9 protein-coding genes are annotated in these 12,044 nt (G+C 74.0%); 1 reads left to right on the forward strand and 8 read right to left on the reverse strand.

From position 1 onward, the window contains the following. Window positions 1–23: 23 nt before the first annotated feature. The 8 genes from ACFVXH_RS40400 to ACFVXH_RS40435 form a co-directional block, all read right to left on the reverse strand. Complete coding sequence (locus ACFVXH_RS40400) at window positions 24–617, reverse strand: SMC-Scp complex subunit ScpB (protein WP_234348713.1); 594 nt, start codon at window positions 615–617, stop codon at window positions 24–26. 215 nt (window positions 618–832) lie between these two features. Next, complete coding sequence (locus ACFVXH_RS40405) at window positions 833–1,750, reverse strand: segregation and condensation protein A (protein WP_375875578.1); 918 nt, start codon at window positions 1,748–1,750, stop codon at window positions 833–835. 374 nt (window positions 1,751–2,124) lie between these two features. Beyond that, a complete protein-coding gene (locus ACFVXH_RS40410; protein WP_074004691.1) occupies window positions 2,125–2,688 on the reverse strand; it encodes a hypothetical protein in 564 nt (187 codons plus the stop codon). Window positions 2,689–2,729: 41 nt separating this feature from the next. Next, window positions 2,730–3,797 (reverse strand): ParA family protein, encoded by a 1,068-nt coding sequence (locus tag ACFVXH_RS40415; RefSeq protein ID WP_369808367.1) that lies wholly within the window; start codon window positions 3,795–3,797, stop codon window positions 2,730–2,732. Between the two features lie 425 nt (window positions 3,798–4,222). Beyond that, window positions 4,223–5,338 carry an alanine dehydrogenase gene (ald, locus tag ACFVXH_RS40420; RefSeq protein ID WP_049659955.1) on the reverse strand — a complete coding sequence of 372 codons (1,116 nt, stop codon included), beginning with the start codon at window positions 5,336–5,338 and terminating at the stop codon, window positions 4,223–4,225. Between the two features lie 261 nt (window positions 5,339–5,599). Further along, window positions 5,600–7,795 (reverse strand): tetratricopeptide repeat protein, encoded by a 2,196-nt coding sequence (locus ACFVXH_RS40425; protein WP_380781871.1) that lies wholly within the window; start codon window positions 7,793–7,795, stop codon window positions 5,600–5,602. Between the two features lie 217 nt (window positions 7,796–8,012). Beyond that, entirely contained in the window at window positions 8,013–8,660 is a 648-nt protein-coding gene (locus ACFVXH_RS40430; protein ID WP_049658738.1) for an NUDIX hydrolase, read from the reverse strand. Window positions 8,661–8,755: 95 nt separating this feature from the next. Further along, on the reverse strand, window positions 8,756–10,435 hold the full coding sequence (locus tag ACFVXH_RS40435) for a CTP synthase (protein WP_375875575.1): 1,680 nt from the start codon (window positions 10,433–10,435) through the stop codon (window positions 8,756–8,758). Window positions 10,436–11,151: 716 nt separating this feature from the next. On the opposite strand from ACFVXH_RS40435, the gene ACFVXH_RS40440 reads away from it, so the two are divergent. Further along, window positions 11,152–12,044: glycoside hydrolase family 15 protein (locus ACFVXH_RS40440; protein WP_387831170.1), on the forward strand; the 893-nt coding region annotated here is incomplete at its 3' end.

Here is a 12,044-nt window from a genome sequence, read left to right on the forward strand (position 1 = left end):
GTTTCGGCCGACCTCACCGCCCCCTACCGATCGGGCCCGGCCCGACCGGCCTCGCCACTGCCGTCCGCGGCCTGCGCGGCAGCGGCGGCGACCGCCTCCGCGATCATCGTGCCCTCCAGGGACTCCGCTTCCACGTCGTCGACCTCGGGCAGGAAGGGAGCGAGCTCCGGCAGCTCGTCCAGGCCGCGGAGCCCCATCCGTTCCAGGAAGTAGTTCGTCGTCCGATACAGGATCGCACCTGTTTCGGGCTCGGATCCGGCCTCTTCCACCAGTCCTCGCTGTACCAGGGTACGCATCACGCCGTCACAGTTCACACCACGGACGGCGGAAACCCGGGATCTGGACACCGGCTGCCGGTAGGCGATCACCGCCAGGGTCTCCAGTGCGGCCTGGCTGAGCCGGGCCTGCCGGCCGTCCAGGAGGAAGCGGTCGACGGCCGCGGAACAGGTGTCCCGGCTGTAGAACCGCCAGCCGCCCGCGACCAGCCGCAGGTCGAAACCGCGGCCCTGGGCCGTGTACTCGGCGGACAGCTCGCGCAGCGCGGCGGCCACCTCGGCCCGGGGCCGCTCCAGCACGCCGGCCAGCCGCTCCTCCGCCACCGGCTCGTCGACGACCATCAGCACGGCCTCCAGGTCGGCCCGCAGCCCGGCGTCGTCGGGCCCCTCGGCACCGGAGGCCGGCGGGGCCGACTTCTGGTGCACGACGACCGGCCCCGCGGGCTCCACCGGGTCCGGCAGCAGCGCGAAGGCCGGCTCCAGCCACTCCTCGGCCCTCGGCCGCCCCGGCATCCCCAGCGGGCGCCGCACCGGCCGCCCGCCCTCGTCCCGTCCGCTCATCGCCGCCGACCCTCCTCGACCCCGCCGTCTCCACCGACCCCGCCGTCTCCACCGGCCTCACCGGCCGGCCGGTCGAACTCGTCCGTCACCTCGACCGCGCTCCGCCCCTCCTCGGCCACCCAGCGCACCAGCAGCTCGCCGAGCGCCTCCGGCTGCTCGAAGGCGAGCACCCGCTCCCGGTACAGCTCCAGCAGCGCCAGGAAGCGGGCGACCACCACCAGGTCGTCCGGCGCGTCCTCCACCAGCCGCCGGAACGAGGCCTCGCCCAGCTCGGTGAGCAGTCCCACCACCAGGGAGGCCTGCTCCCGCACGCTCACCGGCGGGGTGTGGATGTGGTCCACGTACACGACCGGCGCGGGCCTGGGCTCCATCGCCTTGGCCGCCAGCTCGGCCAGCCGCCGCGGCCCGATGCCGAGGACGACCTCCGGCAGCAGCTCCGCGTGCCGGGGCTCCAGGGCGGCGGTCCGGGGCCGGCGCAGCAGCTCGGCCGCCCAGCGTTCGCCGAACAGCGCCGCGGCCCGCTTGTACGCCCGGTACTGGAGCAGCCGCGCGAACAGCAGGTCACGGGCCTCCAGCAGGGCCAGGTCGGCCTCGTCCTCGACCTCCGCCACCGGGAGCAGCCGGGCGGCCTTGAGGTCGAGCAGGGTGGCGGCCACCACCAGGAACTCGGTCGCCGCGTCCAGGTCCCAGTCGGGGCCCATCGCCCGGATGTGCGCCATGAACTCGTCGGTCACGGTGGCCAGCGCCACCTCGGTGACGTCCATCCGGTGCTTGGCGATCAGGCTGAGCAGCAGGTCGAAGGGGCCTTCGAAGTTGTCCAGCCGTACCCGGAAGCCGCCCCGCGACTCGTTCTCGGTCGCGCTCGCGGCTGTGGTGGCGGTGACGGTGGCGGCTGGTCCGGCGGTTCTGGGCATGACGGTCCATCTTCACCCGTCGCCGCCTCCGGCCCCGCCCGGGGCCGACCGACACGCCGTGCCATCCGCGCCCCGGACCGGCGCCCGCCCGGCGCTCCGCCGGCGCTCACCGGCCCGTACGAGCCCCTCCGCACGCACCCGTCCCGTCGAACAGGCCACGGTGGGTCCCCCCGGGCCCCGGGAACGCCCCTGCGGCACCCGACACGGCCCTCCGGCACTCGGGACGTCGCCGGCCCTCCGGCCCGCCTCCCGCGGGCCTCCTGCCACCCTTGCGGCGCCCTGCGGCGCCCGACACGGCTCCGGCGGCCTCCCCACGCCGGGCCCGCGGCCCCCCTCGACGCCCGGCGCAACCGCCGGCCGCCCTTCCGCGCCGCCTACCGGCCGCGCAGCCGCCGCACCAGGATCGAGGCCTCGCCCCGCTGCTCCAGGTCCGCCAGGACGACCGCGATGGCCTCCCGGACGATCCGCCCGCGGTCCACGGCCAGGCCGTGCTCACCGCGCAGCACCAGCCGGGCGTGCTCCAGGTCCATGAGCTCCTCGGCGGACACGTACACCGTGATCTTCTCGTCGTGCCGCTCGCGCCCGCTGGGCCGGCGCGGCGCGCGGCCGCGCGGCCGGGCACGGCCGGCGGCACCGGACGGCTCCTCGGCGGCGCCCTGGTGGGTGCGGGCCGCCGGGGCGGCACTCCGGCCGCCCTGGACGGCCTGCCCGGCCGCGGCGACGCCTGCGGCGGGCCCGACGCCCGCTCCGGACCGCTGCGCGGGCGCCGGCACCGAGGCGCCCGCCTGCTGCTCCGGCGTCACCTGCCGGTCGTCCTGGGCGCCCTGGGCGGCCTCGGTGCCCTCGGCGCCGTCCGGTCGGCCGTTGACGGTCCGCGCGGTCTCCGGTCTGGATGCCTCGGCGGCCGGACGCGGCGCGAGGGAGGGCGACAGCGCCATCCCTCCCGTGGTCCGGAACAGCTCGTCGGCACCCGGGAGACTCACTCGGCGGGGCGGCACCGGTCGAGCACCTCCCTGGCGAGCTGGCGGTAGGCGGCGGCACCGACCGAGTTGGTCGCGTACGTCGTGATGGGCTCGCCGGCGACGGTGGTCTCCGGGAAGCGCACGGTCCGCCCGATGACGGTGTGGAAGACGTGCTCGCCGAACGCCTCGACGACGCGTGCCAGCACCTCGCGGCTGTGCACGGTGCGCGAGTCGTACATGGTGGCCAGGATGCCGTCCAGGCGCAGGTCGGGGTTGAGCCGCTCGCAGACCTTCTCGATGGTCTCGGTCAGCAGCGCGACACCGCGCAGCGCGAAGAACTCGCACTCCAGCGGGACGATCACGCTGTGAGCGGCCGTCAGCGCATTGACCGTCAGCAGGCCCAGCGAGGGCTGGCAGTCGATGATGACGTAGTCGTAGTCGGGCAGCAGCGGCTTCAGGGCGCGCGCCAGCGCGGACTCCCGGGCCACCTCGCTGACCAGCTGCACCTCGGCGGCGGAGAGGTCGATGTTGGACGGCAGCAGGTCCATCCCCGGGACCGCCGTCTTCAGCAGCACCTCGTCGGCCGTCAGGCCCCGCTCCATGAGCAGGTTGTAGACGGTGACGTCGAGCTCCATCGGGTTGACGCCGAGACCGACCGAGAGCGCGCCCTGCGGGTCGAAGTCGACGAGCAGCACCCGGCGGCCGTACTCGGCCAGCGCCGCGCCCAGGTTGATGGTCGACGTGGTCTTGCCGACGCCGCCCTTCTGGTTGCACATGGCGATGATCTGGGCGGGGCCGTGCTCGGCGACCGGCGCGGGGATCGGGAAGTACGGCAGCGGACGGCCGGTCGGGCCGACCCGCTCGCGGCGCTGGCGCGCGGCGTCGGGGGCCAGCGTGGCGGCGTACTCCGGGTCCGGCTCGTACTCGGCGTCCGGGTCGTCGTAGGCGCCGTAGGCGAACTCGCCGTAGGCCAGGCCGTAGGCCGCCAAGTCGGCGTCGTGATCGGTCACCGTGGTCACCTGTGCTGTGTTCTGGCGTGCTTCGAAAGTACGGAGTGCGACCGAGCCGACCTCGGCCGAGCCCACGGAGGGCTGCCGGGCCCCGGGCTCCTCACTCGGCTGGCCGGCGGTGAGCGCCGCCAGTCCTGGCTGACCACCCCCGGGAGCAATTGTCGACTCATTCACAAGTCGTCTTACCTCCTTGGGCATCCAGGACTCTATGTCGATTCGTCAGCGTGGCAGCATGCCGACGGTTTGCGACTCTAGGCCGTTCAAGGCGTTCGCAGCAACACAATCCACGGTAGTGGGCAGGATGTGTCGACTATCGAGCGGGCTGCTGTCAAGGGATGAGCGGGTCACCGGCCCCAACGTTTCTGCGGGCGGGTGACGTGACCGACAGATATTGACGACAGAGCGACCTACCCGATCCACCCGCCGTTCACGGGCACGGCGAAGCCCCCGGCCCGAAGGGATCGGGTCGGGGGCGAACGACCGCCGGGCGGTCAGGGGGTTCAGGCGAGCACGCTCTCCAGGGAGACCGACTCCAGGCCGAAGGCCTCGGCCACGGCCGGGAAGGTGATCTGGCCCTCGTGCACGTTCAGGCCCTTGGCGAGCGCGGCGTCGCGGCGCAGCGCGTCCTTCCAGCCGCGGTTGGCCAGCTCCAGCACGTACGGCATGGTGGCGTTGGTCAGCGCGTAGGTGGAGGTGTTCGGGACGGCGCCCGGCATGTTGGCCACGCAGTAGAAGACCGAGTTGTGGACCTTGAAGGTCGGGTCGTCGTGCGTGGTGGCGTGCGAGTCCTCGAAGCAGCCGCCCTGGTCGATGGCGATGTCGACGAGCACGGAGCCCGGCTTCATGCGGGAGACCAGCTCGTTGGTGACCAGCTTCGGGGCCTTGGCGCCCGGGATCAGCACGGCGCCGACCACCAGGTCGGCCTCCAGGACGGCCTTCTCCAGCTCGAAGGAGTTCGAGACGATGGTCTTGACCTTGGTGCCGAAGATGCGGTCGGCCTCGCGCAGCTTGTTGATGTCGCGGTCCAGCAGGGTCACCTCGTAACCCATGCCGACGGCGATGGTGGCCGCGTGCCAGCCGGAGACGCCGCCACCGATGACGACGGCCTTGGCCGGGTGGGTGCCGGGCACGCCGCCCGGCAGGGTGCCGCGGCCGCCGGCCGGACGCATCAGGTGGTACGAGCCGACCTGCGGGGCCAGACGGCCCGCGACCTCGGACATCGGGGCGAGCAGCGGCAGCGCGCCGTTCGACAGCTGCACGGTCTCGTACGCGATGGCGGTGGTGCCCGAGGCGATCAGCGCGTCGGTGCCGGCCCGGTCGGCCGCCAGGTGGAGGTACGTGAAGAGGGTCTGGCCCTTGCGCAGCCGGTGGTACTCGGAGGCGATGGGCTCCTTGACCTTCAGCAGCAGGTCGGCGGTGGCCCACACCTCGTCGGCGGTGGGGAGGATGGTGGCGCCGGCGGCCACGTACTCCTCGTTCGGGATCGAGGAGCCGACACCGGCGTTGTCCTCGATGTAGACCTCGTGTCCGTTGCGGACCAGCTCATGCACGCCGGCGGGCGTGATGGCCACGCGGTACTCGTGGTTCTTGACCTCGCGGGGGATGCCGACCTTCACGGCTAAACACGTCCTCTTGCCATGGGGGTCCCGACCGGAGAAGACCGGTGGGCGACGCGCACGTGGGGAAGCCTCCGGGACAGCCCGGGGCCGGGATCGCTGCGCGACTGAGTTCGAGTGTAATGAAGCCCAGGCGGCGTGTCAGCCTTCCAAAGTGAATAAATTTTCCGAACACATTGGCAGATTCGTAGGCTTCCCCTGCGACTTACCCACCAAAGACGTCGTAACCGGGCACTTCCGACAATACCTCCGAAAGGCCCATCACCACCCGGCGTCGACGCGTTCCCGCAGGTCCGCGAGGGCGCCCCCGACGGCCTCCAGGCCCCGCTCGTCGCCCAGCCGGCGCAGCACCGCGAGCGCGGCCCGGTACTCCCGGTCGGCCTCGTCGAAGCGGCGCTGCGCGGTGTGCGCCTCGGCCACCCGGGCGAGCAGCCGGGCCTCGGCCGCGTGGTCCCCGAGCGCCTGCCGCAGGCCGAGCGCCCGGCCGTACCAGTCGGCGGCCCGCACCGCGTCGCCGAGCGCCCGGTGGCAGTTGGCGGCGCTCTCCAGGGCCCGGGCGCAGAGCGGTTCGTCGTCGGCCCTCCGGGCGTGCTCCAGGGCGGCCCGGTAGTGGGCAGCGGCCTGCTCCCAGCGGCCCGCCGAGGCCTGGAGGTCGCCCAGGTTGAGCAGCGCGGCCGAGGCCCGGCGGGGCCGGCCGTTGCGCTCGGCGACGGTCAGCACCAGCTCGTGCAGCCGGTAGAGGTCGGTGGGGGCGGCGGCTCCGGTCAGCGGCAGGGCCCGCAGCAGCGCGGTGACCAGCCGCCCGGCCGATCCGTCCAGGTCGCCCTGGCCGATCGCGTCGGCCACCGCGCCGAGCAGCAGCTCCCGCTCGCCGAGCAGCCACTCGCGGGCGTGCGCGGCCGAGCGCAGCCGCAGCGGGGCGGGCAGCGGGTCCTGGCCGGAGCCGGGGCCGGCCGCCGGGTCGAGCAGCGCGCGGGCCGACTCGGTGAGCCGGACCAGCCGCTCCAGCAGCCGGGCCCGGGCCAGCTCGGTCTCGGTGGGCCGGTCCTCCTGCTCGCGCAGCCGGACCAGTCGGGGGTAGAGCCGCCCGGGCACCCGGTAGCGCGGGGTGCCGTCGGCGGTCGGCGCCTCCTCGCCGAGCAGCTCCCGCTCGGCCAGCGCGGCCAGCGTCGCGGCCGCGTCCGGCACCGGGCAGCCGACCAGGGCGGAGGCGGTGCGCGGGTCGGCGGTCTGCGCCGGGGCCAGGGTGAGGGTGCGCAGCATCCGCGCCTGGGCGGCCGGCAGCCCGCGGTACAGCAGGCTGAACGCGCCGAGCAGCGGATCGTTGTCGGGGACGGGCACCGGCTCGGCCGGCTCCGGGCCGGGCTTCACCCAGGCCGCCGGGTCACCGGCCGACTCGGTCACCGCGGCGGCGGCCGCGGCGGGCTCACCGGCCCGGCCCTCCGCCGGCTTCCCCGGGGCCGCCTTCCCCGAGGGGCCCCGAGCGGCCCCGCCCGGCCCGGCGGCTCCGGCCGCTCCGGCGGGCCCGGCCGAAGGGGCACCGGAGGCCTTGGCCGCCCGCTCCCCCTCCTTCTTCTTCGGCGCCCTCCCCTTCTCCTTCTCCTTCTCCTTCGACGAAGCAACCGCGGCGGCCTCGCCGCCCGCGGCCGGCTCCGCGACGGCCCCCGTGACCGCCGTCTCCTCCCCCACCACCCGGTTGAGCTCGCGCGCCGCCTCCGTGACCGCGATCTTCGGGTTCCCGCGCAGCCACCCCGCCATCAGCCGCAGCGCGGCCGGCCGGGAGGCGCAGGCCTCGGCGAGGTCCGCCCCGCCGACCGGGTCGCAGGAGATCCGGGTGCCGCCGACCAGGTCGGCCAGCAGCTCGCCGGAGGCCTGCCGGTCCAGCCCGCCGAGGATCACCGGGTCGATGTCCTCGATCCCGGTGAGCGGCCCGGCCGTGGTGGCGAGCACCAGGCAGCCCGGTTCGTCGGCGAGCAGCGGCCACACCTGCCCGGCGTCCCGGACGTCGTCCAGGACGAGCAGCACCCGCAGCCCGGCGAGCGCCTCGCGCAGCGCCACGCAGCCCGGCTCGTCCCGCCCGTCCTCGCCCGTCCCGGGCAGCGGCACGGCGGTCTGCGGGTCGAGCTGCTCCAGCAGCAGCCGGGCGGCCCGGGCGGGCGGCACCCGGCCGCCGTCCGGGGCGGACAGCCGGACGAACAGCACGCCGTCCGGGTAGTCGGCGGCGACGGTACGGGCGAAGCGGGCGGCCAGTACGGTCCGTCCGGAGCCGGGGCGCCCGGCCAGCACCAGCACCGGGCAGCGCCCGCTCGCCGGGCGGGCGGCGGCCGCCCGCAGCGCGGCCAGTTCGGCGCGCCGCCCGACGAACAGCGTGGGTGCGGCCGGCAGCCGCTCCAGGCCCGGGACGGCCCCGGCGGGCGCGCCGGGGCCGGGGTCCATCGTCGCCGTCTTCCTCGCCACCCGTGCCACTCCCGACGTCATCCCGCGCTCGGCATCCGACACCCGGCTTCCGGTGCCCGGCCTCCGGAGTTCAGCGGAGGCGGCCCGGGACGGGCGCCCTGTCTGCGAAGCGTAGTTCGACCGTCCGGCTCAGCCGAGGTGACATCCGGTCGTACGAATCCGCAAATCACCCCAACGACTCAACGACCGGCGGCCGGCCGTCCCCCGAGCGGCCGACTCAGGCCTCGAAGGGGCGGGCCGGCCAGGGCGAGTCCGCCGGGCGCAGCGCGTCCAGCCCGTCCGGGCCGGTGAGCGCGGCGTGCACGGCGAGGGTGCCGGTGACCAGGGTCGGGTTGTGCAGCTTCCCGGCCTGGATCAGCCGGATCAGCTCCGGCACCGGCACCCAGGCGACCTCGATCTCCTGCTCCTCGCCCTCGGCCGCGTAGCGCTCGCCCTCGGCCGGCGCCAGGTCGGTGGCGAGGAACATCCGCAGCGCCTCGTCGGTGCCGCCCGGGGAGGTGTAGTAGTCGGCGAGGATCCGCCAGGTGCCGGCCTTGCAGTACGCCTCCTCGTACAGCTCGCGCTGCGCGGCGTGCCACGGGTTCTCGCCGGGCACGTCGAGCAGGCCGGCGGGCAGCTCCCACAGCCGCTGGCGCACCGGGTGGCGGTACTGGCGCAGCACCAGCACCCGCTGCTCGTCGTCCAGGGCGAGCACCGAGACCGAGCCGGGGTGGGTCTGGTAGTCGCGGCGGGCCCAGCTGCCGTCGGGCATCCGGACCTCCTCGCTGCGGACCCCGGTGACCTTGCCCTGGAAGGGCGTCCCGCCGGCCCGGACCTCCCACTCCTCGGCCACGTCGGCGATCCCCTGGCGGCTCTGCTCGTCCATCGCTCTCCCCTTTTCGTCAGTACGACACAATCTAACGCCGAACGGCGGCCCCGCGGGAATCGCGGGGCCGCCGTTCGGTGAACGACCGGGGAGGACTACTCGGAGACCGCGGTCTTGATCTCGATGGCCGCCTTGACCAGGCCCGCGAACAGCGGGTGCGGGCGGGTCGGGCGGGACTTCAGCTCCGGGTGGGCCTGGGTGGCCACCAGGTAGGGGTGCACCTCGCGCGGGTACTCGACGTACTCGACCAGGTCGCCCTTGGGAGAGAGGCCGGAGAACTCCAGGCCGGTCTTCTCCAGGTCCGCGCGGTAGGCGTTGTTGACCTCGTAGCGGTGGCGGTGGCGCTCCTCGACGTACTGCTCGCCGCCGTAGACCTCACGGACGATCGAGCCCTCGGCGAGCTTGGCCGGGTACAGGCCCAGGCGCATGGTGCCGCCCAGGTCGCCCTTGCCGTCGACGATGGCCAGCTGCTCGGCCATCGTGGAGACGACCGGGTGCTTGGCGGCGGCGTCGAACTCGGTGGAGTTGGCCTCGGGCAGGCCGGCCAGGTTGCGGGCCGCCTCGATGACCACGCACTGCAGGCCCAGGCACAGGCCCAGCAGCGGCACCTTGTTCTCGCGGGCGAAGGTGATCGCGCCGACCTTGCCGTTGACGCCGCGGTCGCCGAAGCCGCCGGGGATGCAGATCGCGTCGACGTCGCCGAGCTGCGCCCGGGCGCCCTCGGGGGTCTCGCAGTCGTCCGAGGTGACCCACTTGATCTCGACCCGGGCGTTGTTGGCGAAGCCGCCGGCGCGCAGCGCCTCGGTCACCGACAGGTACGCGTCCGGCAGGTCGATGTACTTGCCGACCAGGGCGACCTTGACGATGTGCTGCGGCTCGTGGACGCGGCGCAGCAGGTCGTCCCAGGTGGTCCAGTCGACGTCGCGGAACGGCAGGTCCAGACGGCGCACCACGTACGCGTCCAGGCCCTCGCCGTGCAGCACCTTGGGGATGTCGTAGATCGACTTGGCGTCGATGGCCGCGACCACGGCCTCCTCGTCCACGTCGCACATCAGCGAGATCTTGCGCTTGATCGCCTGCGGGACCTCGCGGTCGGCGCGCAGCACGATCGCGTCGGGCTGGATGCCGATGTTGCGCAGCGCGGCGACGGAGTGCTGGGTGGGCTTGGTCTTCAGCTCGCCCGAGGGGCCGATGTACGGCAGCAGGGAGACGTGCACGAAGAACACGTTGTCCCGGCCGACCTCGTGGCGGACCTGGCGGACGGCCTCCAGGAACGGCAGCGACTCGATGTCGCCGACGGTGCCGCCGACCTCGGTGATCACCACGTCGACGTCCTCGGTCGCCATCCGGCGGATCCGGGACTTGATCTCGTTGGTGATGTGCGGGATGACCTGGACGGTGTCGCCCAGGTACTCGCCGCGGCGCTCCTTGGCGATGACCGTCGAGTACACCTGGCCGGTGGTGACGTTCGCCGAGCCGTGCAGGTTGGTGTCCAGGAACCGCTCGTAGTGACCGATGTCCAGGTCGGTCTCGGCGCCGTCGTCGGTGACGAACACCTCACCGTGCTGGAACGGGTTCATGGTGCCCGGGTCCACGTTGAGGTAGGGGTCGAGCTTCTGCATCGTCACGCGCAGGCCGCGGGCCTTGAGCAGCGCGCCGAGGCTGGAGGCGGTCAGCCCCTTTCCGAGCGAAGAGGCGACACCCCCGGTGACGAAGAGGTGCTTGGTCGTCACGGCGCGGCCGTTCGCTGCCTTGCCGGAATGGGGCTGTGCCAAGAGGGGGCTCCCGTGGGTCGCGTGTCGAAGCAGACGTGGGCGGGAGGCTCGGGGTTCGCCGTGACGGGAGGCCGGCTCGGTGCGCGGCGCTCACTGGGTCGTCGGTTCGGCTGGTCCGGGGCGTTTGATCCCGCCGGTCCACGGGATACCAGGGTATCAGTGACGCGACCCGGACGCCGATCGAGGCACGCGCACCGCGCCGGGAGCGCGCGCGGGGCGCACGACCGGCGCATCACACGCCACAGGTTTCACACCGGTCGCACAACCCGCCGGACCGGGCCAGAGCGCGGTGTCCGTCCGGACCATCCCGGCTCCCCCTGCCGGGCCAGGCGGAGGTGATCCTTCCGGACCATCCTGCGCCGCGCCCTCGCGATGCACGGCATTTCCGCCGAATTGCGGCGCCACACCGGGCTGCGTCCGCGTGCTTCGCCCCTTTCGTCCGTCGTAAGCTGCTCGGACGCATCGCCGACAGCACGAGCACGCGGAGGGCGTGGGAGGGTCAGGACACTCCCGGTCCCCGATGCGCGACCGGACCTCCCCGTATTCCCGCTCATCCCCACCCACTCCAGGGGCTCGACCGAGCCCCGCGGACACTCCAGCAAGGCCCGCCACCACCCCCGGCAGGCCGGACGTCCCGGGGTGGACCTCCGGCCCCGCAGACCGCTCGCTCCCTCCGCTCGCCGATGCCCTGACCACATTGCGAACTGGAGATCCACGTGGCCGGCCGTATCGAGGACTACGCACTCATCGGGGACATGCAGACCGCTGCCCTGGTCAGCAGGGACGGGGCGGTGGACTGGCTCTGCCTTCCCCGCTTCGACTCGCCGGCCGTGTTCGCCGGCCTGCTCGGCACCGATGAACACGGCTTCTGGCGGATCGGCCCGGCCGAGGCCGTCGTCACCTCGGTCCCCCTCCCCGCGACGGCCCCGGCCCCCTCGCCCGCACGGGTCCGCATCGCCGAGACCGCCGACCTGCGGGTGCCCCCGCCCACCGCCGCCGCCCCGGCCGTGCCCGCCGACCGCCGCCGCTACCGGGGCGACTCGCTGATCCTGGAGCAGGAGTGGGACGCCCAGGGCGGCACCGTCCGGGTGATCGACTTCATGCCGCCGCGCCCGCTGGCCGGCAAGGACGCCGTCCCCCAGGTGATCCGGATCGTCGAGGGCGTCTCCGGCACCGTGCGGATGCGCTCCGCGCTGCGGATGCGCTTCTCCTACGGCCGGGTGGTGCCCTGGGTGCACCGCGTCGAGCAGGCAGACGGCGGCCACCGCACCGTCGCCGTGGCCGGCCCCGACTCGGTCTGGCTGGACGGCAGGGCCGAGACCTACGGCCGCGACCTCACCACCTACGCCGACTTCACCGTCACCGCCGGGGAACGGATCGCCTTCGCCCTCACCTGGCAGGCCTCCCACCTCGACGCGCCCAAGCCCCCGGACGCCGAGGGCATGCTCGACGCCACCGCCGACTTCTGGCACGACTGGGCCGACCAGTGCACCTATCAAGGCCCCTACCGCGAGGCCGTGATCCGCTCCCTGATCACCCTCAAGGGCCTCACCTACGCCCCCACCGGCGGCATCGTCGCCGCCCCCACCACCTCCCTGCCCGAGGACAT

The organism is Kitasatospora sp. NPDC058184 (genome assembly GCF_042883725.1).
Classification (GTDB): domain Bacteria; phylum Actinomycetota; class Actinomycetes; order Streptomycetales; family Streptomycetaceae; genus Kitasatospora.

Excerpts from the sequence above, each read along its gene's own strand:
- ACFVXH_RS40430 (WP_049658738.1), bottom strand. The coding sequence starts at position 8,660 with ATGGACGAGCAGAGCCGCCAGGGGATCGCCGACGTGGCCGAGGAGTGG.
- ACFVXH_RS40405 (WP_375875578.1), bottom strand. The coding sequence starts at position 1,750 with ATGCCCAGAACCGCCGGACCAGCCGCCACCGTCACCGCCACCACAGCC.
- ACFVXH_RS40410 (WP_074004691.1), bottom strand. The coding sequence starts at position 2,688 with ATGGCGCTGTCGCCCTCCCTCGCGCCGCGTCCGGCCGCCGAGGCATCC.
- ACFVXH_RS40400 (WP_234348713.1), bottom strand. The coding sequence starts at position 617 with ATGGTCGTCGACGAGCCGGTGGCGGAGGAGCGGCTGGCCGGCGTGCTG.